General features: G+C 70.3%; 22 protein-coding genes. 19 read left to right on the top strand and 3 right to left on the bottom strand.

The features are described from left to right. Positions 1-13: 13 nt before the first annotated feature. Genes epsC through cysK (KZC50_RS14745) form a run of 3 tightly spaced genes read right to left on the bottom strand, consistent with a single transcriptional unit; the run spans position 14 to position 2534 of the window. Positions 14-622, bottom strand: coding sequence for a serine O-acetyltransferase EpsC (epsC, locus tag KZC50_RS14755; RefSeq protein ID WP_310892149.1), 609 nt, complete (start codon positions 620-622; stop codon positions 14-16). Next, positions 619-1599 carry a cysteine synthase A gene (gene cysK, locus KZC50_RS14750; protein WP_053547633.1) on the bottom strand — a complete coding sequence of 327 codons (981 nt, stop codon included), beginning with the start codon at positions 1597-1599 and terminating at the stop codon, positions 619-621. Before cysK (KZC50_RS14750) ends, epsC begins: the two co-directional genes overlap by 4 nt. Further along, positions 1596-2534: a cysteine synthase A gene (gene cysK, locus KZC50_RS14745; RefSeq protein WP_301132619.1), complete on the bottom strand. Its 939-nt coding sequence runs from the start codon at positions 2532-2534 to the stop codon at positions 1596-1598. Before cysK (KZC50_RS14745) ends, cysK (KZC50_RS14750) begins: the two co-directional genes overlap by 4 nt. A 115-nt stretch (positions 2535-2649) precedes the next feature. Between cysK (KZC50_RS14745) and prmC the strand changes: the two genes are divergently transcribed. The 19 genes from prmC (at position 2650) to KZC50_RS14650 (ending at position 23247) form a co-directional block, all read left to right on the top strand. Continuing rightward, a complete protein-coding gene (gene prmC / locus KZC50_RS14740; RefSeq protein WP_301132621.1) occupies positions 2650-3543 on the top strand; it encodes a peptide chain release factor N(5)-glutamine methyltransferase in 894 nt (297 codons plus the stop codon). Between the two features lie 94 nt (positions 3544-3637). Beyond that, positions 3638-4336, top strand: coding sequence for an L-threonylcarbamoyladenylate synthase (locus KZC50_RS14735; protein WP_292705558.1), 699 nt, complete (start codon positions 3638-3640; stop codon positions 4334-4336). Beyond that, entirely contained in the window at positions 4333-5526 is a 1194-nt protein-coding gene (locus tag KZC50_RS14730) for an MraY family glycosyltransferase (RefSeq protein ID WP_292705560.1), read from the top strand. The genes KZC50_RS14735 and KZC50_RS14730 overlap by 4 nt, the downstream gene beginning before the upstream one ends. Further along, on the top strand, positions 5523-5969 hold the full coding sequence (locus KZC50_RS14725) for a Cg1360 family ATP-synthase-associated protein (RefSeq protein ID WP_053547628.1): 447 nt from the start codon (positions 5523-5525) through the stop codon (positions 5967-5969). Before KZC50_RS14730 ends, KZC50_RS14725 begins: the two co-directional genes overlap by 4 nt. A 167-nt stretch (positions 5970-6136) precedes the next feature. Beyond that, the gene (gene atpB / locus KZC50_RS14720) at positions 6137-6916 is read left to right on the top strand and encodes a F0F1 ATP synthase subunit A (protein ID WP_231717954.1); all 780 of its coding nucleotides are present in this window, start codon (positions 6137-6139) and stop codon (positions 6914-6916) included. Positions 6917-6959: 43 nt separating this feature from the next. Further along, positions 6960-7199 (top strand): F0F1 ATP synthase subunit C, encoded by a 240-nt coding sequence (gene atpE / locus KZC50_RS14715; protein ID WP_053547626.1) that lies wholly within the window; start codon positions 6960-6962, stop codon positions 7197-7199. 32 nt (positions 7200-7231) lie between these two features. Next, positions 7232-7786 carry a F0F1 ATP synthase subunit B gene (locus tag KZC50_RS14710; RefSeq protein ID WP_053547625.1) on the top strand — a complete coding sequence of 185 codons (555 nt, stop codon included), beginning with the start codon at positions 7232-7234 and terminating at the stop codon, positions 7784-7786. Continuing rightward, a complete protein-coding gene (locus KZC50_RS14705; protein WP_292705566.1) occupies positions 7786-8577 on the top strand; it encodes a F0F1 ATP synthase subunit delta in 792 nt (263 codons plus the stop codon). Before KZC50_RS14710 ends, KZC50_RS14705 begins: the two co-directional genes overlap by 1 nt. Positions 8578-8639: 62 nt before the next feature. After that, complete coding sequence (atpA, locus tag KZC50_RS14700) at positions 8640-10277, top strand: F0F1 ATP synthase subunit alpha (RefSeq protein WP_301132622.1); 1638 nt, start codon at positions 8640-8642, stop codon at positions 10275-10277. Between the two features lie 19 nt (positions 10278-10296). Further along, positions 10297-11193 carry a F0F1 ATP synthase subunit gamma gene (locus KZC50_RS14695; RefSeq protein WP_292705569.1) on the top strand — a complete coding sequence of 299 codons (897 nt, stop codon included), beginning with the start codon at positions 10297-10299 and terminating at the stop codon, positions 11191-11193. Positions 11194-11231: 38 nt separating this feature from the next. Continuing rightward, a complete protein-coding gene (atpD, locus tag KZC50_RS14690; RefSeq protein ID WP_301132623.1) occupies positions 11232-12680 on the top strand; it encodes a F0F1 ATP synthase subunit beta in 1449 nt (482 codons plus the stop codon). Between the two features lie 2 nt (positions 12681-12682). Further along, entirely contained in the window at positions 12683-12943 is a 261-nt protein-coding gene (locus KZC50_RS14685; RefSeq protein ID WP_053547620.1) for a F0F1 ATP synthase subunit epsilon, read from the top strand. Between the two features lie 88 nt (positions 12944-13031). Beyond that, positions 13032-13796, top strand: coding sequence for a YaaA family protein (locus tag KZC50_RS14680; protein ID WP_310892148.1), 765 nt, complete (start codon positions 13032-13034; stop codon positions 13794-13796). Between the two features lie 120 nt (positions 13797-13916). Beyond that, positions 13917-14609, top strand: a complete 693-nt coding sequence (locus KZC50_RS14675) for a large exoprotein (protein WP_310892147.1) — start codon at positions 13917-13919, stop codon at positions 14607-14609. Between the two features lie 84 nt (positions 14610-14693). Next, positions 14694-15686 carry an aldo/keto reductase gene (locus KZC50_RS14670; protein ID WP_310892146.1) on the top strand — a complete coding sequence of 331 codons (993 nt, stop codon included), beginning with the start codon at positions 14694-14696 and terminating at the stop codon, positions 15684-15686. A gap of 22 nt (positions 15687-15708) precedes the next feature. Continuing rightward, the gene (locus tag KZC50_RS14665) at positions 15709-17442 is read left to right on the top strand and encodes an ABC transporter ATP-binding protein (RefSeq protein ID WP_310892145.1); all 1734 of its coding nucleotides are present in this window, start codon (positions 15709-15711) and stop codon (positions 17440-17442) included. Then, positions 17439-19472: an ABC transporter ATP-binding protein gene (locus KZC50_RS14660; protein ID WP_375294615.1), complete on the top strand. Its 2034-nt coding sequence runs from the start codon at positions 17439-17441 to the stop codon at positions 19470-19472. The genes KZC50_RS14665 and KZC50_RS14660 overlap by 4 nt, the downstream gene beginning before the upstream one ends. A gap of 68 nt (positions 19473-19540) precedes the next feature. Further along, entirely contained in the window at positions 19541-20323 is a 783-nt protein-coding gene (locus KZC50_RS14655; protein WP_310892144.1) for a PP2C family protein-serine/threonine phosphatase, read from the top strand. A gap of 68 nt (positions 20324-20391) precedes the next feature. Continuing rightward, on the top strand, positions 20392-23247 hold the full coding sequence (locus KZC50_RS14650) for an FtsK/SpoIIIE domain-containing protein (RefSeq protein WP_310892143.1): 2856 nt from the start codon (positions 20392-20394) through the stop codon (positions 23245-23247). Positions 23248-23255: the final 8 nt, after the last annotated feature.

Below are 23255 nucleotides of genomic sequence, written 5' to 3'. Positions count from 1 at the left end.
CCCCGCCGCCCGGTCAGATGATGTACTCCGGGGCGGCGAGGAGGGCGCGGGTGTCCTCGCCGGCCTTCCGCGGTCGCGCCTTCGCGGGCACGCCGACCAGCACGCTGTCCGGCGGCGCGTCGCGCGTCACGACGGCGTTGGCGCCCACCGCACTGCCGGCCCCGATCATGATGGGGCCGAGGATCTTCGCTCCCGCGCCGACGGCGACCCCGTCGCCGAGGGTGGGATGCCGCTTGCCGCTGTCGCGGGTGCGGCCGCCGAGCGTCACCCCGTGGTAGAGCATGACGTCGTCGCCGACCTCGGCGGTCTCGCCGATGACGATCCCCATCCCGTGGTCGATGAAGAACCGGCGACCGATGCGGGCACCGGGATGGATCTCGATCCCCGTCAGCCAGCGCGTCACCTGCGATCCGGCGCGGGCGAGGAAGCGCGCCCGCCGACGCCACAGCGCGTGCCACACGCGGTGGGCCCAGATCGCGTGCAGACCGGGGTAGAGCAGGGCGATCTCGAGCGCGCCGCGCGCGGCGGGATCGCGAAGCTTGGCTGCGGCCAGGTCCTCCCGGATGCCGGCGACGGCGCGGACGAGGACGGGACGGCGGCCACCGGGCCGTGCGGCGCTCACGCGGACTCCGCCGGCTCGCGCAGATGCGCGTACAGCGCGGTCGAGAGGTAGCGTTCCCCGCTGTCGGGGACGATGACGACGATGCGGGATCCGCGGGCTTCCGGTCGGGCGGCGATCTGCAGAGCCGCCCACACGGCGGCGCCCGCGGACATCCCCGCGAGGATTCCCTCCCGGGTGCCGAGCGCACGCGCGACATCGATCGCCTCGTCGAAGCCGACCGTCATGACTTCGTCGATGACGGACCGGTCCAGCACCTCGGGGACGAAGTTCGGACCGATGCCCTGGATCCGATGACCGCCCGCGCGCCCCTCGCTCAGCATCGGGGAGTCGGCCGGTTCGACCGCGACGACCTTCAACGCGGGGGAGCGCTCCTTGAGCGCCTGCCCGACGCCGGTTAGGGTCCCGCCGGTTCCGGAACCGGCGACGAACCAGTCCACGCGGCCGTCGGTGTCGCGCCAGATCTCCTCCGCGGTCGTCCGTCGATGGATCTCCGGATTGGCCGGGCTCTCGAACTGGCGCGCGAGGATCGCCCCCGGTGTCTCCGCGACGATGCGCCGGGCGGTCTCCACCGCCTCGGTCATCCCCTTGTGCGGGTTGGTCAGGACGAGTTCCGCCCCGTAGGCCTTCAGGAGCGTGCGCCGCTCCTTCGACATCGAGGCGGGCATGGTGAGGATCACCCGGTATCCGCGCGCGGCGCCGGCGAGAGCCAGGGCGATCCCGGTGTTGCCGCTGGTGGACTCCACGACCGTCCCCCCGGGACGGAGCTCGCCGGAGGCCTCGGCCGCGTCGAGCAGCGCGATGCCCAGGCGGCACTTCACACTCCGACCGGGGTTGTAGAACTCCAGCTTCGTCACGACCTCGGCGTCCAGGCCCTCCGTGAGCCGGTTGAGTCGGACGAGGGGAGTGCCCCCGAACGCGGTGGTGATGTCGTCGTGGATGCGCGGGGGAGTATCGACCGGCGCTGCCGGCGCGGTCATCCCTCGCGGAGGTCTTCGAACAGCGCCGTCGAGAGGTACCGCTCGCCGAAGGAGGGGATGATGACGACGATGTTCTTGCCGGCGGCCTCGGGGCGGGCCGCGATCTGCAGAGCCGCCCAGACGGCTGCGCCGGAAGAGATGCCGACGAGGATGCCGTCCTTGGTGCCGACCGCGCGAGCGGTGGAGATGGCATCGTCGAACGCGACGTCGAAGACCTCGTCGATGATGTCGCGGTCGAGGATCGCGGGGACGAAGTTGGGGCCGATGCCCTGGATCTTGTGCGGTCCGGGAGTGCCGGTGGTCAGCAGCGGCGAGTCGGCCGGCTCCACGGCGACGACCTTCGCGCCGGGGACGCGCTCCTTCAGGACCTGGCCGACGCCCGTGATCGTGCCACCGGTGCCGATGCCGGCGACGAAGTAGTCCACCTTGCCCTCGGTGTCGCGCAGGATCTCCTCGGCGGTGGTGCGACGGTGGATCTCGGGGTTGGCCTCGTTCTCGAACTGACGCGCGAGAACGGCCCCGGGGATGTCGGCGACGAGCTCCTCCGCCTTGGCGACGGCGCCCTTCATGCCCTGCGCGGGCTCGGTCAGAACCAGCTCGGCGCCGTACCCCTTGAGGAGGAGGCGGCGCTCGATCGACATCGACGCGGGCATCGCCAGCACGACGCGGTAGCCGCGGGCGGCGCCGACCATGGCCAGGGCGATGCCGGTGTTGCCACTGGTGGCCTCGACGATGGTTCCGCCGGGCTGCAGCGCACCGGAGGCTTCTGCGGCGTCGACGATCGCGACACCGAGGCGGTCCTTCACGCTGGAGGCGGGGTTGTAGAACTCGAGCTTGGCGAGGATCGTGCCGGGCAGGCCCTCGGCGACCCGGTTCAGGCGCACCAAGGGGGTGTTCCCGAACGCGCTGGTGATATCGGAGTGGATGCCGGTCATCTTCGGGCCCTTCAGAGTCGGTCGTGACAACTGTTCCAGCGTAGGCGACGGGCCTGGGAGGGGGATCTGCCCGGTCGCATTGTGACGTGCCGCGCGGTCTATCGTGGAACCCGCCATGACCGACCCCGCCGCCGCGCCCGTCCCCCCGCCCGCCCCGCTCGCCACCGAGCTGGATGCCGCCGTCGCGGTCCTCTCCCGGTCGGGCGTCGAGGACCCCCGGGTGGACGCCGAGCTCCTCGCCGCCCACGTGCTCGGCATCGGTCGCGGCGAGCTGCAGGCGCGGCTGGTGACCGGCGGGACGCTGGGCGATGACGAGCGCGACGCACTCCGACGGGCGATCGAGCGGCGAGCGACCCGCGAACCTCTTCAGCACATCACGGGGGTCGCCGCGTTCCGGCACCTCGAGCTCCGCGTGGGGCCGGGGGTGTTCGTGCCGCGCCCGGAGACCGAGATCGTCGCCCAGATCGCCATCGACGCCCTCGTCGCCGCGGCGACGCCGGAGCCGATCGCCGTGGACCTCGGCACGGGAAGCGGCGCGATCGCCCTCGCCCTGGCGACAGAGGTGCCGCACGCGCGCGTGCACGCCGCCGAGAACTCCGTCGACGCCTTCCTCTGGACCAGGGAGAACTTCGACCGGGTCGGCGCCCCGAACGCGCGTCTGGCCTTCATCGATCTCGCCGAGGCGTTCCCCGAGCTCGACGGCGCCGTGTCGGTCGTCGTCTCCAATCCCCCCTATGTCCCCGACGGTGCCGTTCCGCGCGATCCGGAGGTCCGCCTCTACGATCCCCCCGCGGCCCTGTACGGCGGAGCCGACGGCCTCGACGTCGTGCGGGTGCTGAGCGACACGGCGCTGCGCCTGCTCCACCCCGGGGGGACGCTCGTGATCGAGCACGGCGAGTGGCAGGGCGCACCGATCCGCGACCTGCTCACCGCCGCGGGCTGGCGCTCCGCCGCCACGCACCCCGACCTCACCCTGCGCGATCGGGCCACCACCGCGGTCCGTCCCTGACGCGCGGGACGCCCCGGACGCCCCGGGGCGCGGCATCCGCCCGGGACGGCTCGGACACGGCTGCCGCGCCCGCGCGCCGTAGAATGTGCGGGTTATGTCCCCGATCTACGATTGCCGCAGCGAGGCCGACCTCCTCGCCGGACTCCGTGAAGCCCGCCGCGCCCTCGGGCGCGGAGAGCTCGTGGTGCTCCCCACCGACACGGTCTACGGCGTGGCCGCCGACGCCTTCTCGCCCCAGGCCGTCACACGTCTGCTCGAGGCCAAGGGCCGCGGGCGTCAGTCGCCCCCGCCCGTGCTCGTCGCGGGCGTCTCCACCCTCCGCGCCCTGGTGTCCGAGGTTCCGGAGGCGGTCGAGCGTCTCGTGGAGGAGTTCTGGCCCGGCGGACTGACCATCGTCCTCCCGGCCCAGCCGTCGCTGTCGTGGGATCTCGGCGAGACCCGGGGCACGGTCGCGGTGCGGATGCCCGCCCACCGGATCGCCCTCGAGGTCCTCGAGGACGTCGGTCCGCTCGCCGTGTCGAGCGCCAACCTCACCGGCAAGGCGGCCGCCGTCACCGCGGGCGACGCCGAGGCGATGCTCGGCGAGAGCGTCCGGGTCTACCTCGACGACGGATCGTCGAAGGACGGCGTGGCCTCGACGATCGTGGACGCGACGTCGCTGGCGACCGGGTACGACGGCGAGCCGATGGTGCGGGTCCTCCGAGAGGGCGCCGTGTCGCGCGAGCAGCTGCGCGGTGTGCTCGGAGACCTGCTGGAGCCCGATCCCGACGCCGAGGACGCGGACTCCGCGTGAAGCAGTACGTCTTCACGATCCTCTTCACGGCAGCGGTGACCTTCGCCCTCTCGTGGGGGGTCTGGCGACTCAGTCTCAAGTACAAGCTCTATCCCGGTATCCGGGAACGGGACGTGCACACCACCCCGACCCCGCGGCTCGGGGGAGTGGCGATGTTCCTCGGCGTGGTCGCGGCGTTCCTGGTGTCGTCGCAGCATCCGTTCTTCTCGCTCTTCTGGGTCAACCCCGGCCCGGTGTGGGCGATCCTCGGTGCCACGGCGCTCATCGTCGTCGTCGGCGTCGCCGATGACCTGTGGGACCTGGACTGGATGATCAAACTCGGCGCCCAGTTCCTGGCCGCCGGGGTCATCGCGTGGTTCGGCGAGCTGCAGATCTACTCGCTGCCGATCGGCGGTCTCGCCGTCGGCTCCAGCTGGGTGAGCTTCACCCTCACCGTGCTGTCGATCGTGATCGTGATGAACGCGGTGAACTTCATCGACGGCCTCGACGGTCTCGTGGCCGGCGTCGCCCTCATCGCCAACGGCGTCTTCTTCGCCTATTCGTACATGCTCGTGCGCGACACCGGAGCCAGCACCTACTTCAACCTCGCCTCCTTCATCGCGGCCGTGCTCATCGGCGCCTGCATCGGATTCCTGCCGATGAACTGGAGCCCCGCGCGACTGTTCATGGGCGACTCGGGTGCGCTGATGCTGGGGCTGCTGATGGCGTGCTCGGCGATCGCCATCACGGGCAGCCTCGACCCCGCCATCGTCGGCGACAACGACGAGTTCGGCCGCTCCCAGCTTCTCGGTGCCTTCATCCCGATCCTCCTGCCCATCGTCGTGGTGCTCCTTCCCCTCCTGGACTTCGGGCTCGCCGTGGTCCGACGGATGCGGGCGGGGAAGTCGCCGTTCTCGCCCGACCGCAAGCACCTCCATCACCGCATGCTGGACATGGGCCACACCGATCGCGACGCGGTGCTGATCTTCTACGCGTGGACCGCGGTGGTGAGCTTCGCCGTCCTGCTGATGTACATCGGCACCTCTTCCGAGTGGCCGGGCGATTACCTCCTGGGCGTCCTCTTCGGCGTGATCGGCATCGCCGCCTGCCTGTTCCTGACCTTCCTGCCCTCGCGACGCGGCGGCAGGCCCGTCGACCCCTTCGAACCCGACCCCCGCGACAGCGGTACCCACCTGGAGGACGCCCGATGAGCGCCAGCCCCGTGTCCAGCAACCCGATCCTCCGGGTCACCCTTCTCGCCGGCGGCGCGGTCGGTCTCATCGTCATCGTCCTGGCGACGCTCATCGGATGGTGGGCGGCCGGAGGCGAGGGGGCGGCGAGCGGCGCGATCGGTGCGGCCGTGGGGATGATCTTCCCGGCGCTGACGGCGGTGAGCATCCTCGTGGCCAACCGCTGGTTCGGCAGTCCGGCCTATCTGCAGATCTTCTTCGGCGTGGTCCTCGGCGGCTGGCTGCTGAAGTTCGTGCTCGTCATCGTCGCCTTCCTGGTGCTGGCGCAGGTGGAGTGGCTCGTCGACATCGTCTTCTACGTCTCGCTCGTCGTGGCCGCCGTGGCCTCGCTCGTGGTGGATCTGGTGGTCATGAGCCGCATGCGGCTCCCCGGTGTTTCCGACATCGCCCTGCCCGGGGAGTAGCCCGTGCACACAGGAGCCCCGCGTCCCTGGTAGGCTCTAAACATTCCTGCGGCTGGTGTGCAGCGGTGACGCTGAGGCCCCGCGAGATGATCTCTTCTCATTCCACCGCGTTGGCATGCTCAGCGCGAGAAGCTGGAGCCAATCCGTTGACTCAAGCGAGCACGATCGTGTCTGCGGCAGATAACCAATTCTCCCCGCCCTCGATCTCCGACTTCTTCCCGCCGGCGCTGCTGTTCGAAGGAACCCCCTTCGAGTTCACGCGCATCAGCATGATCCAGTTCATCGCCACGGCGGTGCTGGTCCTCATCCTGGTGCTCGGGACGCGGCGCATGAGCGTCGTCCCCGGTCGCTTCCAGAGCGTGATCGAGTTCGCGTTCGGGTTCGTCCGCGAGCAGGTGGCCTTCCAGGTCCTCGGCGAGAAGGACGGGCGGCGCTTCCTCCCGATCCTGACGGCGATGTTCTTCGGCATCCTGTTCTTCAACCTCACCGGTGTGATCCCGTTCGCGAACATCCCGGGAACGTCCGTCGCCGGGGCACCGCTGGTGCTGGCGCTGACGGCGTACGTGCTGTTCATCTACGCCGGCATCCGGCGTCACGGACTGCCCCGGTTCCTGAAGAACTCGCTCGTCCCCTCGGGTGTGCCGATCTACCTGCTGCCGATCATCGCGGTGGTCGAGCTGATCTCGACCTTCATCGCGCGTCCGGTCTCGCTGTTCCTCCGACTGCTGCTGAACATGATGGTCGGGCACCTCATGCTCGTGCTGTTCTTCTCGGCGACGCAGTTCTTCCTCCTCAGCGGCGGCTGGCTCATGCCGCTCGCCGGTGGCACGCTCGCCCTCGGCTTCGCCTTCACGCTCTTCGAGATCTTCGTCTCGCTGCTGCAGGCCTACGTCTTCACCATCCTCACCGCCGTGTACATCCAGCTCGCGGTGGCGGAAGAGCACTGACGAGTAGCTGTCCGGCTACTCGACCTACGAAAGGAAACCCTCAGTGGACGCAACGACTGTTCTCGCGCAGATCACCGGCAACATCGCGACCGTGGGCTACGGCCTCGCCGCCATCGGCCCGGCCATCGGCCTCGGCATCATGATCGGCAAGACGATCGAATCCACCGCTCGCCAGCCCGAGCTCGCCGGTCGCCTCCAGACCACGATGTTCATCGGTGTCGCCTTCATCGAGATCCTCGCGCTCATCGGCATCGCGACGCCGTTCATCTTCAACGCACTTTGATCCCGGTTCGCCCGTAGGAGTAAGGAGACAGGATGCTGAAGCCTCTTGTCGCGATCGCCGCCGACGAGTACGGAGGGGGAAACCCCCTGCTGCCCGCGGTGTACGACATCATCTGGTCGGGGGTGTGCTTCGTCATCATCCTCCTCGTGGTGATGTTCGTCGCCCTCCCGCGGCTGAACAAGGTGCTCGACGCCCGTAGCGCCGCCATCGAGGGCAACATCGCCAAGGCCGATGAGGCCCAGCGACAGGCCGAGGCCGCGCTGGAGGAGTACACCGCGCAGCTCGCCGCCGCCCGCAAGGAAGCCGGTGAGATCCGCGACGCCGCTCGCGAGGACGGCAAGAAGATCCTCGCCGAGGCGAAGGACGCCGCGTCCACCGAGGCCGCGCGCCTGACCGCGTCCGCGCACGCGCAGATCGAGGCCGAGCGCCAGACCGCTCTGGTGTCGCTGCGCAGCGAAGTGGGCACGCTCGCCCTCGACCTCGCCGGCGGTGTCATCGGTGAGACCCTCTCCGACGACGCGAAGGCGCAGGCCGTGGTCGACCGTTTCCTCGCCGACCTCGAGGCATCCGAAGGGGCGAAGGCGTAATGGGCAGCGCGACCACTCAGGCCCTCGCGGCGACGACGCGGGCGCTGGACACCGCGTCGGACATCGACCTCGGCGTGGCCGGTGAGCTCTTCGCCGTCGCCCGCGCCGTGGGCGACTCGTCGCAGCTGAGCGGCGCGCTGGCCGACTCCGCCGCCGACCCGGCCGCTCGCCGGAAGGTCGTCCAGGACGTCTTCGGTCGCGCGGTCTCGCCGGCGACGCTCGGGCTCCTGGGCGCCGCCGTCGATCAGCGCTGGTCCTCCTCGGCCGACCTGGTCGAGGGGATCGAAGAGCTGGCGATCCGCGCAGCGGCGCGTGCCGACGGCGCCGCCGACATCGAGGATGAGCTGTTCCGCTTCTCGCGCACCGTCGCCGCCAACCCGGAGCTGGAGCTCGCGCTCGGCAGTCGCCGTGGTGACGACGCGGCGAAGGGCACGCTGGTGTCGTCCCTGCTGAACGGCCGCGCGAGCACCGCGACCGTGCTCATCGCGTCCTCGCTCGTGCAGCAGCCGCGCGAACGACGCGTGCGCCGCCTCCTCTCGTGGGCCATGCGTCTGGTCGCCGATCAGCGCGGGCGCACCGTCGCGACGGTGTTCACCGCCGTCCCGCTCAGCGAGGCCCAGCGCAGCCGCCTGGCAGCGACCCTGTCGACGCGCTACGGCACGCAGGTGTCCGTCAACGCGGTCGTGGACCCGAATGTCGTCGGAGGCCTGCGCGTGCAGATCGCCGACGACGTCATCGACGCCAGCGTGGCATCGCGCCTGGCCGACCTCCGTCAGCGACTGGCCGGCTGAGACAAGACTTCCCGCATCAGGCGGAGATTTCGGGGCTGAGGCCCCACGAACGAAGGAAGACAATGGCAGAACTCTCTATCAGCCCCGACGTCATCCGTGACGCGCTGAAGGACTTCGTCGCCGCCTACGAGCCCACGGGCGCCGCGGCCAACGAGGTCGGCACCGTCATCGACGCCGCCGACGGCATCGCCCACGTCGAGGGTCTCCCCGGCGTCATGGCGAACGAGCTGGTGCTCTTCGCCGACGGCACCCAGGGCCTCGCGCTGAACCTCGACGAGCACGAGATCGGTGTCGTCGTGCTCGGTGACTTCTCCGGCGTCGAGGCCGGCCAGCAGGTCACGCGCACCGGTGAGGTCCTGTCCGTCCCGGTCGGCGACGGCTACCTGGGCCGGGTCGTCGACCCGCTGGGAAACCCGATCGACGGCCTCGGCGAGGTCGCTGCGACCGGCCGCCGCGCCCTCGAACTTCAGGCGCCCGGCGTCATGCAGCGTAAGAGCGTGCACGAGCCGATGCAGACCGGCATCAAGGCCATCGACGCGATGATCCCGATCGGCCGCGGTCAGCGCCAGCTGATCATCGGCGACCGCCAGACCGGCAAGACCGCCATCGCGATCGACACGATCATCAACCAGAAGGCCAACTGGGAGTCGGGCGACGCCACCAAGCAGGTGCGCTGCGTCTACGTCGCCATCGGCCAGAAGGGCTCGACGATCGCGGCCGTCAAGGGCGCGCTCGAGGATGCCGGCGCCATGGAGTACACCACCATCGTCGCCGCCCCGGCATCCGACCCGGCGGGCTTCAAGTACCTTGCTCCCTACACCGGCTCCGCCATCGGTCAGCACTGGATGTACGACGGCAAGCACGTCCTCATCATCTTCGACGACCTGTCCAAGCAGGCCGAGGCCTACCGTGCCGTGTCGCTGCTGCTGCGCCGCCCGCCGGGCCGTGAGGCCTACCCGGGTGACGTCTTCTACCTGCACTCCCGTCTGCTCGAGCGTTGCGCGAAGCTCTCGGACGAGCTCGGCGCGGGATCGATGACGGGTCTTCCCATCATCGAGACCAAGGCGAACGACGTCTCGGCCTACATCCCCACCAACGTGATCTCGATCACCGACGGCCAGATCTTCCTGCAGTCCGACCTGTTCAACGCCAACCAGCGCCCCGCGGTCGACGTGGGTATCTCGGTGTCGCGTGTCGGTGGTGACGCCCAGGTGAAGTCCATCAAGAAGGTCTCCGGAACGCTGAAGCTGGAGCTGGCGCAGTACCGGTCGCTGGAGGCGTTCGCGATGTTCGCGAGCGACCTGGACGCCGCGTCGCGTCGTCAGCTGGCCCGCGGAGCGCGCCTGACGGAGCTGCTCAAGCAGCCGCAGTACTCGCCGTACCCGGTGGAGGAGCAGGTCGTCTCGATCTGGGCCGGCACCAACGGCAAGCTCGACTCGATCGAGGTCGAGGACGTGCTGTCGTTCGAGCGCGAGCTGCTGGACTACCTCCGTCGCAACACCACGGTGCTCGACGACCTCCGCGCCTCCAACGTGCTCGATGACGCGATCCTCGCCGAACTCGAGCGCAAGACCGACGAGTTCATCCTCGAATTCCGCTCCGGCAAGGGCCAGGCCATCGGCAAGCCGGGTCACGAGGAGGTCGCCGCCGCCGAGGCTGCCGACGTCAACCAGGAGAAGATCGTCAAGGGCCGCCGCTGAGGCGGACGAGGACACAGACATGGGCGCACAACTGCGGGTCTACAAGCAGAAGATCGCTTCTGCTCAGACGACCAAGAAGATCACCAAGGCGATGGAGCTCATCGCCGCCTCGCGCATCCAGAAGGCGATGGCGCGAGTGCGCGCGTCCTCGCCGTTCGCGACGGCGGTGACCCGCGCCGTCTCGGCGGTCGCGACGTACTCCGACGTCGACCACCCGCTGACGGTGGAGCGGGAGAACATCCGGCGTTCGGCCGTGGTGATCTTCACCTCCGATCGGGGTCTGGCCGGCGCGTTCAACTCGCAGATCCTCCGCGAGGGGCTCGAGCTGGCGGAGCTCCTGCGTCAGCAGGGCAAGGAGCCGGTGTTCTACCTCGTCGGCCGGAAGGCGGTCGGGTACTTCCAGTTCCGCCGGATGGCCGCCGTGGCCGAGTGGACGGGTGACACCGACACCCCGCACTTCCACACCGCCGAGGAGATCGCGGCGAGCCTGCTGGACGGGTACACGCGCGGCAGCGAAGACGGTGGGGTGGACGAGATCCACCTCGTGTACAACCGTTTCGTCAGCATGATGACCCAGTCGCCGGAGCAGGTTCGTCTGCTGCCGCTCGAAGTGGTCGAGGCCGACGACAGCGCGCCGTCCCAGGTCTACCCGCTGTACGAGTTCGAGCCCGATGCCGAGGTCGTCCTGGACGCCCTGCTCCCGGTCTACATCCAGAGCCGCGTGTTCAACGCCCTCCTGCAGTCGTCGGCGGCGAAGCACGCAGCGACGCAGAAGGCGATGAAGTCGGCCAGCGACAACGCCGACAAGCTCATCACCGATTACACGCGCCTCCGCAACAACGCCCGTCAGGCCGAGATCACCCAGCAGATCGCCGAGATCGTCGGCGGCGCCGACGCCCTGGGCTCCGGCAAGTGACCTCCGCGCACACAGACCACACCGAAAGAGAAGAAGCCATGAGCCTCACCGCTGAGAAGACGGAAGCCCCGGTCGTCGGCCGCGTCGCCCGTGTCACCGGTCCCGTCGTGGACATCGAGTTCCCGCACGACGGGATCCCCGAGATCTACAACGCCCTCAAGACCACCATCGTCATCGGGGACACCTCCACGGAGATCACCCTCGAGGTCGCACAGCACCTCGGCGACGACCTGGTGCGTGCCATCGCCCTGAAGCCGACCGACGGCATCGTCCGCGGCCAGGAGGTGCGCGACACCGGCGAGCAGATCACGGTTCCCGTGGGAGATGTCACCAAGGGCAAGGTTTTCAACGTCACCGGCGACATCCTCAACGCCGCGCCGGGTGAGACGATCGAGATCACCGAGCGCTGGCCGATCCACCGTCAGGCGCCCAACTTCGACCAGCTCGAGTCGAAGACCGAGATGTTCGAGACCGGCATCAAGTCGATCGACCTCCTCACCCCGTACGTCCAGGGTGGGAAGATCGGCCTCTTCGGCGGTGCCGGTGTCGGCAAGACCGTCCTCATCCAGGAGATGATCCAGCGCGTGGCGCAAGACCACGGTGGTGTCTCGGTGTTCGCCGGCGTCGGCGAGCGCACCCGTGAGGGCAACGACCTCATCGGCGAGATGGAGGAGGCGGGTGTCTTCGACAAGACCGCCCTCGTGTTCGGTCAGATGGACGAGCCGCCGGGAACGCGACTGCGCGTCGCCCTGTCGGCTCTGACGATGGCGGAGTACTTCCGTGACGTGCAGAAGCAGGACGTGCTGCTGTTCATCGACAACATCTTCCGCTTCACGCAGGCCGGTTCCGAGGTCTCGACGCTCCTCGGCCGCATGCCCTCCGCGGTGGGCTACCAGCCGAACCTCGCGGACGAGATGGGTGTGCTCCAGGAGCGCATCACGTCCACGCGCGGTCACTCGATCACCTCGCTGCAGGCGATCTACGTCCCCGCGGACGACTACACCGACCCCGCCCCGGCGACCACGTTCGCGCACCTCGACGCGACCACCGAGCTCTCTCGTGAGATCGCATCGAAGGGTCTGTACCCCGCGATCGACCCGCTCACCTCGACGAGCCGCATCCTGGACCCGCGCTACATCGGTGAGGACCACTACCGTGTGGCCACCGCCGTGAAGCAGATCCTGCAGAAGAACAAGGAGCTGCAGGAGATCATCGCGATCCTGGGCGTCGACGAGCTCTCCGAAGAGGACAAGATCGTCGTGTCGCGTGCGCGCCGCATCCAGCAGTTCCTCTCGCAGAACACCTACATGGCGAAGAAGTTCACCGGCGTGGAGGGCTCGACGGTCCCGATCAAGGAGACCATCGAGTCGTTCGACGCGATCGTCAAGGGCGACTTCGACCACGTCGCCGAGCAGGCCTTCTTCAACGTCGGCGGTATCGGCGACGTCGAGGCCAAGTGGGCGCAGATCCAGAAGGAGAACGGCTGATCATGCCGCTGAAGGTGAGTCTCGTCTCCGCCGACGCGGAGGTCTGGACGGGGGAGGCCTCGCTCGTCGTGGCCAAGACCGTCGAGGGAGAGATCGGCTTCATGCCCGGTCACGAGCCCGTCCTGGCGATCCTCGCCGAGGGACAGGTGCGCATCACGCAGAGCTCGGGATCGAAGATCATCGCCAATGCGCAGGACGGTTTCCTCTCGATGGAGGGCGACCAGCTCACCATCGTCGCCGGAAACGCCGCGCTGATCTCCTGATCGACCCGCGCACACATCGCGCCGAACCGGCCGAGCCCCACCCGGGTGCTCGGCCGGTTCGTCATTCACCCTCGACCCCACGGATGCCATGCTGATCCTCCTGCCCCCGTCCGAGACCAAGCGATCCGGTGGGCGGGGTGCATCCATGCGCCCCTCGGACTGGGCGCACCCCGGGCTGCTGCCGCAGCGCGCCGCCGTCGCGGAGGCGCTCATCGCGCTGTCTGCGGATGCCGAGCGCGCCGCCGCGGTCCTCGGCCTCGGCCCGCGCCAGCTGGATGACATCCCGCGGAACGCGGAGCTCGCCTCGGCGCCGACGATGTCGGCCGTCGACCGTTACACCGGTGTCCTCTTCGACGCGCTCGACGCCGCGTCGCTGCCCGCCGCGGCACGTCGGTGGCTCGGCGCACACGTGCAGATCCATTCCGCACCGTTCGGCCCGGTCGGAGCGCTCGACCCGATCCCGGCTTACCGCCTCGGCGCGTCGGCGGCCCTTCCCGGGCTCGCGCCGCTGAAGCGCGTGTGGGCGGACGCCGTCTCCACCGCGATCGCGGTGTCGGCTCCCCGCTTCCTCCTCGACCTTCGGTCGCAGGCGTACGTCGGGCTCGGTCCGATCCCCGCCGAGGTGCCGTCCGCGTACGTGCGTGTCGTCTCCGCGGGGCCTGACGGCGTCGTCCGGGCGCTGAACCACTTCAACAAGCGGACGAAGGGCGAGCTGGTGCGCGACCTCGCCCAGTCGCGCCCGCGGGTGCGTTCACGCGGGGACTTCCTCGCCTGGGCCGAGGAGGCCGGCTGGGACGCGCGCGAGGACGTCTGCGGGGAGATCCTGCTCGTCGCCCGGCATCCGGCGAGCTGATCCGCGCGTTCGCGCGCGTCATGTCCTGTAGCGGGCACGCTCGCACCGCTAGCATGTGGCGTGCGGGACCGGGGGTTCCGACGGCGTAGGACGCCGACCGACGTTCTTGGGAGGACGCTCATGGATCCATATGGCAGTGACGGAGGCATCCTCGCCTTCTATGCCGCTTTCCTGTTCATCGCCTTCATCTTCGCGATCGCGGGCTACATCATCGGATCGATCTTCCTCATGAAGATCTTCGACAAGGCGGGTGTGCAGGGCAAATGGCGCGCCTGGATCCCGGTCTACAACTGGATGGTGTTCTCCAAGCTCGGAGACCTGAGCCCCTGGCTCGTCCTGATCGCCTTCGGCGCCTCGGTGCTCCTCGGCTGGATCCCGGTCATCGGACAGCTCGTGCTCATCCTTCCGGCGCTGGTCATCCTCATGGCGGCCTGGCGCGTGGGCCTGAAGCTGCAGAAGGAAGCGGTCTGGCTGATCCTCTTCTTCTTCCTCAGCATCGTGTGGCTCGGCATCAACGCCTTCGACAAGTCGCGCTGGAACACCGCGATCCCGGCCGCGCCGTGGGCGAACAACGGGTTCCTCTCCGACCGCACGACCTGGGCCGGTGTCCCGGCGCAGGCGCCCGTCGGCGGATACCCCGCCAACCCCGCGACGACCGGCTACACGCCCCCGCCCGCGCCGCAGGGTCCGCCCGCCGGCTACACGCCCCCCGCCGCCCCGCCCGCCGGCTACACCCCGCCCGCCGCACCGCCGGCCGGAGGGCAGCCGCCCACGGCGCCCCCGCCGCCTGCCGGACAGCCGCCGCAGGTCTGACCGATCGACGAAGACCCCCGGGATCCCGACGGATGCCGGGGGTCTTCGTCGTCCCACGGCCCTGAGGAGGGCTAGCGTGAAGGGATGACCTCACCGCTCCCGCATCGGCGCCTGGGCGCCTCGGGTCTCCTCGTCTCCGCCGTCGGTCTCGGTTGCAACAACTTCGGCCGGCCGGGGACGCTCACCGAGACGCTCGAGGGCACGCGGGCGGTCCTCGACGCGGCCCTCGAGGCGGGCGTGACGTTCCTCGACACGGCGGACATGTACGGGGGAGAGCCGGGGCAGTCCGAGACCCTCATGGGTCACGCCCTGCGGGGACGCCGCGACCAGGTCGTCCTCGCGACGAAGTTCGGCCACAGCGGGCGCGACATGGGCTACGGGGTGTCGGCGGGGAAGGCATCCCGCTCCTATATCCGACGCGCGGTCGAAGCCTCGCTCACCCGGCTCCAGACGGAGTGGATCGATCTCTACCAGCTGCACACCCCGGATCCCCTCACGCCCGTCGAGGAGACCCTCGACGCACTCGGCGATCTCGTGCGCGAGGGGAAGGTCCGCTACATCGGCCACTCCAACCTCGCCGGGTGGCAGATCGCGGATGCGGCCCACATCGCCGAGCGCCGCGGAGACGTGCCGTTCGTGTCGGCGCAGAACCACTACAGCCTCCTCGCCCGCGCGGCCGAGCGCGAGGTCCTCCCCGCCGTCGAGCGCTACGGCCTGGGCTTCCTGCCCTACTTCCCCCTGCACAACGGCCTTCTCGCGGGCGGCTTCACGCGCGACCACGCCCCGGAGGATTCGCGGATCATGCGTCAGCGGCCGCACATCTGGCGGGACGCGCCGTGGGAGGCGCTCGAGGCCTTCGACGCGTTCTGCCGCGAACGGGAGATCTCGATCCTCGAGGCGACCCTCGGGTGGCTGCTCGCGCGCCCCGCGCTCTCCAGCGTGATCGCCGGGGCCACCCGCCCGGAGCAGGTGCGGGCGAACGCGGCCGCGGGGACCGCGTGGACCCCCACCCCGGCGGACGTCGCGACGATCGACGTGATCTTCCCGCTTCCCGAAGATCCCGGTGCGCGGGTCTGACGCGCCCGTCGAAGGAGACAGAATGCTCGGCACGCTCCTGGTGCGGTACCTCCGCCCCGCCTGGCCGCTCATCGTGGCGGTCGTGGTGTTCCAGCTGGCGCAGTCCATCGCGGCGCTGCTGCTGCCCACCCTCAACGCCGAGATCATCGATCGCGGCGTGGTCGTGGGCGACATCCCCGTGATCTGGTCGACCGGCCTGGTGATGCTCGGAGTGACGGGCGTGCAGATCGTCTGCGCGATCATCGCGGTGTACTTCGGCTCCCGGCTGGCCATGGGCCTCGGGCGAGATCTCCGCGCGGACCTGTTCCACCGGGTGGTCGCCTTCTCGCAGCGCGAGGTGGGCAGATTCGGCCCCGCCTCGCTGATCACCCGCAACACCAACGACGTCCAGCAGGTCCAGATGCTCGTGCAGACGGCATCCACTCTCATGGTCTCGGCCCCGATGCTCGCCATCGGCGGCGTGATCATGGCGATCCGACTCGACCCCGGGCTCTCCTGGCTGATGGCGGTGTCCATCCCCGTCCTCGTCCTCGTCGTCGTCCTCATCGTGGTGCGGATGGTCCCCGCCTTCACCGTGATGCAGAAGCGCATCGACCGGATCAACCAGATCATGCGCGAACAGCTGACCGGCATCCGTGTCGTCCGCGCTTTCGTCCGTGAACGCGAGGAGACCGCGCGCTTCACCACGGCGAGCGACGCGGTGCAGGAGGCCGCGTTGCGCGCGGGCAACCTCATGGCGCTGATGTTCCCGGTGGTCATGCTCGTGATGAACGTCTCCAGCGTTGCCGTGATCTGGTTCGGGGCGTTCCAGATCCAGCAGGGCGAGACGGAGATCGGCACGCTGTTCGCGTTCCTCACCTACCTCATGCAGATCCTGATGGGCGTCATGATGGCGACCTTCATGTTCGTCATGATCCCGCGCGCGGCGGTCTCCGGCTCGCGCATCGGCGAGGTCCTGGACACGCCGCCCTCCGTGAAAGTCGCCGAGCGACCGGTCGCGATGCCCGCCGCTCGGGGCCTCATCGAGTTCGACGGCGTTGACTTCTCCTACCCCGGTGCGGAGGACCCCGTGCTGCGGGGGATCTCGTTCCGCGTGGAGCCCGGGACCACGACGGCCGTCGTCGGATCGACGGGGGCGGGCAAGACGACCCTGATCGGGCTGGTGCCGCGTCTGTTCGACGCGACGGCGGGGAACGTGCGGGTGGACGGGGTGGATGTCCGCGACGTCGATCCCGACGCCCTGTGGGAGCGCATCGGCCTCGTCCAGCAGCGCGCGTTCCTCTTCTCGGGCACCGTGCGCTCCAACCTCCTCTACGGCGACGCGACCGCCGATGACGGCGAGCTGTGGCGTGCGCTGGAGATCGCTCAGGCGCGCGACTTCGTCGAGGCGCTTCCGGAGGGTCTGGACGCCCCCATCGCGCAGGGCGGGTCGAATGTGTCCGGCGGTCAGCGCCAGCGGCTCGCGATCGCGCGGGCACTGGTGAAACGGCCGCCGATCTACATCTTCGACGACTCGTTCTCCGCCCTCGATCTGCGGACGGATGCCGCCCTCCGCGCCGCCCTCGACGTGCACCTGCCGGGCGCGACCCGACTGGTCGTCGCGCAGCGCGTGTCGACCATCCGCGGCGCCGACCAGATCGTCGTCCTCGACCACGGCGTCGTCGTCGGGATCGGAACCCACGACGAGCTCGTGGCCGACAACGACACGTATCGCGAGATCGTCGACTCCCAGCTGTCGGCGGAGGCCTCGGCATGAGCGGCGCACAGCCCGGCCGCGCACCCGCCCGCGGCCCGTTCGGCGGCCCGATGGGGCGTGGTGCGGCGCCGATCGAGAAGGCCCGCAGCTTCGGCCCGAGTGCACGGCGTCTCCTCGGGACGCTCCGCCCGGAGCGGGCCGGACTCATCGCGGTCGTCCTGTTCGGCATCCTGTCGGTGGGCCTGACGGTGCTGGGACCGAAGCTGCTCGGCGACGGCACGAACATCGTCTTCGCCGGCTTCATCTCCCTGCAGTTCCCCGCGGGTACGAGCGAACAGCAGGTCGTGGACTCCCTCGTCGCCGCGGGACAGCAGGAGCAGGCCGACATGATCTCCGCGATGAGCTTCACCCCCGGCGCGGGCGTCGACTTCGCCGCCCTCGGGGCGATCCTCCTGATGGTCCTGACCGTCTACGTCCTCGGCAGCATGTTCGCGTGGCTCCAGGCTCGGCTGCTCAACGGCATCGTCCAGCGCGCCATGCACCGGCTCCGGATGCAGGTGGAGCACAAGGTGCACCGGCTGCCGCTGCGCACCTTCGATCGGATGCAGCGCGGTGAGCTGCTCAGCCGCGTGACGAACGACGTGGACAACATCGGACAGAGCATGCAGCAGACGGTGTCCCAGGTCGTGACGTCGCTGCTCACCGTCGTCGGCGTGATGGTGATGATGTTCGTCATCTCGCCCCTTCTGGCGCTGATCGCCCTCGTGACGATTCCCCTGACCATCGGCATCACCGTCCTCGTGGCGCGGCGCTCGCAGAGTCTGTTCGCGGCGCAGTGGAAGAACACCGGCATCCTGAACGCGCGCGTCGAGGAGACCTTCTCCGGCCACGCGGTGGTGAAGGTGTTCGGGCGTCAGAAGGCCGTCGAGGCGGACTTCCGCGCGGAGAACGAGGAGCTCTACCGGGCGAGCTTCGGAGCGCAGTTCGTCTCGGGCATCATCATGCCCTCGATGATGTTCATCGGGAACCTCGTCTACGTCGCCATCGCGGTCGTCGGCGGCCTCCAGGTCGCGGGCGGGATGCTGTCGATCGGCGCGGTGCAGGCGTTCATCCAGTACTCGCGGCAGTTCACCCAGCCCCTCAGCCAGCTCGGTTCCATGGCGAATCTGCTGCAGTCCGGGGTCGCGAGCGCGGAGCGGGTGTTCGAGTTCCTGGACGAGGCGGAGGAGACCCCCGACGACGACGCGGCCCCGACCCTGCGGCCGGATGCCGGTCGGCTCGCCTTCGAGGACGTCTCCTTCCGTTACGTCGCGGACACGCCCCTCATCCACGGGCTCTCGCTCGTCGCCGAGAGCGGGGGGACGGTCGCGATCGTGGGACCGACCGGGGCGGGGAAGACCACCCTGGTCAACCTCGTGATGCGCTTCTACGACGTCGACGCCGGTCGGATCACCCTGGAGGCGGCATCCGGGGATGCGGTGGACATCCGACGGATGTCGCGTGCGGACCTTCGCCGGCGCACCGGCATGGTGCTGCAGGACACGTGGCTGTTCGCCGGCACCATCCGCGAGAACATCGCCTACGGTCGGCCGGACGCGACCGAGGAGGAGATCCTGGCGGCCGCGCGCGCCGCCTACGTCGACCGCTTCGTCCACGCGCTGCCCGAGGGGTACGACACCGTCCTCGACGACGACGCGACCAATCTCTCGGCGGGGGAGCGGCAGCTCGTCACGATCGCCCGTGCGTTCCTCGCCGATCCGCGTCTGCTGATCCTCGACGAGGCGACCTCCTCGGTCGACACGCGCACGGAACTCCTCATCCAGCGTGCCATGTCCCGGCTGCGCGCGGATCGTACGTCGTTCGTGATCGCCCACCGTCTGTCGACGATCCGCGACGCAGACCTCATCCTGGTGATGGAAGCGGGCGCGATCGTCGAACAGGGCACGCACGAGACGCTTCTGCGTGCCGGTGGCGCCTACCGTCGCCTCTACGACGCGCAGTTCGAGGCGGCGCCGGATGCCGGTGCGGGGGTGGACGCGGTCGAGGAGGCGGCACTCGCCGCGGCCCCGACGGAAGCGGATCGGCCCTGACCCCTTAGGATGTGAGAACGCCGTGAACGCCGGATCGCGGCGAACCGGCTCGCGGAGAGGAACTGAGCGTGCTCGATGTCTCGACCCGCTCGCGGACCGTGCGTGTCCCGGGTGGAGAACTTCACCTGTCGTGGGCGGCGATGACCCACACCGGGCGCCGCCGCGAGGTGAACCAGGACGCCGTCTTCGCGGAGTTCCCCCTCTTCGTCGTCGCCGACGGGATGGGCGGTCACGTCGGCGGCGAGATCGCCAGCGCCAGCGCCATCACCCGCCTGCACGAGACGGTCGACGCGGGGACGGTCTCGCCGAAGACCATCGAGAAGGCCCTCGCCCGCGCCGTCAAGGACATCGCCTCCCACCCCGACGCCACCGACGAGGGCACCGGGACGACGGTGACCGGCGTCTATCTCGAGACCAGCGGGGACGAAGCGCACTGGGTGACGCTGAACATCGGGGATTCCCGGGTCTACCTCCTCCGGGATGACGCGATCGTGCAGATCACCACCGACCACTCCGTGGTGCAGGAGCTCATCGCCGCCGGGCGATTGAGCCCCGAGGAGGCGGAGAACCACCCGTACGGCAATGTCATCACGCGTGCCGTGGGTCCCAGCGACGGGGTCGTCCCCGATTACGTGCGTCTGGACGTCGTGTCCGGGGATCGGTTCGTGATCTGCTCGGACGGTCTCACGAAGGAGCTGACCGACTACGGGATCCGGCATTTCCTCACCGAGAACGCCGATCCCGCCGCCGCGGTGTCGGCGATGATGGACGCCGCGCTCGAGAACGGCGGACGCGACAACATCACCATCGTCGTCCTCGACGTCGCCCCCTCCTCCCCAGCCGCGGACTGACCCCCACTCGTCCACAGACCGGACGCTCCGGTGCGCCTCCGAGGCTGCGCCGGAGTTGACTCGCCTGTGTGAGACGCCCTTCCGCCACGCCGACGTCCGACCCGCGCGAGCCGCCGGATCCGCCGCACGACGATGCGCTCGTCCTGCCGGCCGCGTGGGCGGCGCCGCCGCGCCCTCCGATCCCGATCGTCGCCGCGACGGTGCCGGTCATCGGGGCGGTGGCGCTGTGGCTGGTCACCGGATCGATCCTCTCCCTGTGGCTGGCGGCGCTCGGGCCGCTGGTGGCACTCGCCACCGCGGGGGATGCGGCGCGCACGGCGCGACGGGATCGGCGGCGCCATCGGATCGAGGGCGACGCGCAGCGCGTCGCCCTCGCCGAACGCGTCACGCGCCGGCACGAGATCGAGCGCCGGCACCGCCGGTTGCAGCATCCGGATGTCGCGTCCTACCTCGACCGGGACGGCGAGGTCTGGCGATCGCGGACCGAGCGGGGTGAGCTGCTCGTGCTCGGATCGGGTGACGTGGAATCGGGCGTGCGCATGAGCGGAGGCGAGGGGGATCCGGCCTCCCTCGCCCTCCGCGCGCGGGCGGCACGGCTCACCGACGCTCCGCTGGTCGTCCCGGCCCGGGCGGGTGTCGTGGTCTCCGGGGCGCCGGTCCTCGCGCGCGGGGTCCAGCGCGCGCTGGCCCTGCAGCTGTGCCTCGCGCTCCCGCCCGGAGAACTCCGGATCGTGGGAGCCCTCGACGCCGATCTCGACTGGGCGGAACACCTCCCGCACCGTCGGGCCACCTCGGGTGTGCGGCTCATGCTCCTGGCGCCGGGCGAGCGCGCGGACGGCACCGCCGACATCGTCCTCGCACGCCGGAGCGCGGGAGAGCCGGCGCCGCTCGGATGCGCGGTCACCGTGGACGTGGAGGCACCGACCCGCGCCCGGGTGGATCACGCCGGCGCCGTGGGAGCCCTCGCGATCGAGGCGCTGTCCGCCGCACAGGCCAGGGCCGTCGGGGAGGCCCTGTCCGAGCGGGCGCGCGTCTCCCTCCGGGACGTCCTGGCCGGGGCCGCGCCGGTGGCCCTCGCGGAGCTCGTAGCCGACGCCCCGCAGCCTGCCCCCGGGACGCTCCCCGCCGCGATCGGACGCGACGCGCAGGGGGCGGTGACGATCGACCTCGTCCGCGACGGCCCGCACGCCGTGGTCACCGGTGTCACCGGTGCCGGCAAGAGCGAGCTGCTGATCACCTGGGTCCTCGCTCTCGCGTCCGCGCACACCACCGCGCAGGTCAGTTTCCTCCTGGCGGATTTCAAAGGCGGGACCGCCTTCGATGCGCTCGCCGACGTGCCGCACGTGACCGGAGTCATCACCGACCTCGACGGCGACGGAGCGCGGCGGGCGTTCGAGAGCCTCCGTGCGGAAGTCCGGTGGCGGGAAGGCGCGCTCGCCGAGTCCGGTGCGCGGGACATCGCCGACGCGCGGGTGCAGCTGCCGCGTCTCGTCGTGGTGATCGACGAGTTCGCCGCCGTCCTGGCCGAGCACCCCGAGTTGAACGCGCTCTTCTCGGATCTCGCCGCCCGCGGCCGCGCGCTCGGGATCCACCTGATCCTCGGCACACAGCGCGCATCCGGGGTCATCCGCGACAGCCTCCTGGCGAACTGCCCTCTGCGGATGAGCCTCCGGGTCACCGATGCCGCCGACAGTCGCCTCCTCCTCGGCGCGCCCGACGCCGCTGAGCTTCCCGGAGACCGCGCGGCGGCGGGGCTGGCCCTGATCCGCAGGGCCGCCGACGCCGAACCGCAGCGGGTGCGCATCGCGCTGTCCCATTCGGACGACGCCGCCGCCATCGTCGCGCGCGGCGAGCCGCGGCCGCGCCGGCCGTGGCTGCCGGACCTCCCGAACGAACTCCGCGCGCGGGATCTCCCCGCGGGGGATCCGGGAACGCTCGTGCTCGGGCTCGCCGACGAACCGGACCGGCAGCACCAGGGCCCGGCATCCGTGTCGGTGGCCGACGGCAGCCTCCTCGTCGTCGGTGGTCCGCGCGCGGGGAAGAGTACCGCGCTGCACCTCGTCGCGGATCGGGCACAGGACAGCGCCCCGGAGCCGCCCGTGGTCGTCCCGGCGGACGCCGAGGCGGCGTGGGACCTGTTCGCGACCTGGCGGTGGGCGCCGCCGCCGCGAGGGACGGTCATCGTCCTCGACGACCTCGACGGTCTCGTCGGCCGCTTCCCGGGCGATCACGCCCGCGCCTTCGTCGAGGCCGTGGAGGACGTCGTCCGCGCTGCGCGGGAGCGCGGCATCCTGATCGTGGCGAGTATGCAACGGGTCGCCGGTGCTGCGGCGCGGACCGCCGAGCTCTTCCACCGTCGACTGCTGCTGAGCCTGCCCTCGCGCGCGGATCACGTCGCCGCAGGCGGCGACCCCGCGCATCATGCCGCACGAGCGCCGGCGGGCCGAGGCCGCCTCGATGACGTGCGGGTCCAGATCGCCCTGCCTCGGACCGCCCCGGGGAGCGTCGGTCTCGTGGCCGCCGAGGCGTGGTTCCCGGAGGCCCCATTCACGGGCCTCGTCGCCCGGCGCACGCCGGCGGTCCGCGCCGCGCTGGAGTGCTGGGAACGCGCGGGCGCGATCATCGTGGGGGTGGAGGATGCCGACCCCGTCCTCGCGCCCGGGGAGCGGCTCGTCGCAATCGGCGAGCCGGACGAGTGGCAGCGGAAGTGGCCGCTGCTCACCCGCGCACGCGTCGAGCACGATCTCGTGATCGACGCGTCGTGCGCGGCGGAGGTGCGCCTGCTCACCGGTTTCCGCGAGCCCCCGCCGTTCTGCCGAGCGGGCGCCCCGCGGGGCTGGCTGATGCGCTCCGGCGCGGATCCCGTGCGCATCGTCCTCCCGGCGACGGATTCCCGGGCGGATCGTGTCGTCGGCGATGCTTGACCGTCGAG

Source organism: Microbacterium aurantiacum, from assembly GCF_031625015.1.
Classification (GTDB): domain Bacteria; phylum Actinomycetota; class Actinomycetes; order Actinomycetales; family Microbacteriaceae; genus Microbacterium; species Microbacterium aurantiacum.
The sequence above is the reverse complement of the archived record's forward strand: the minus strand, read 5'-3'. Positions and strand labels throughout refer to the sequence as shown.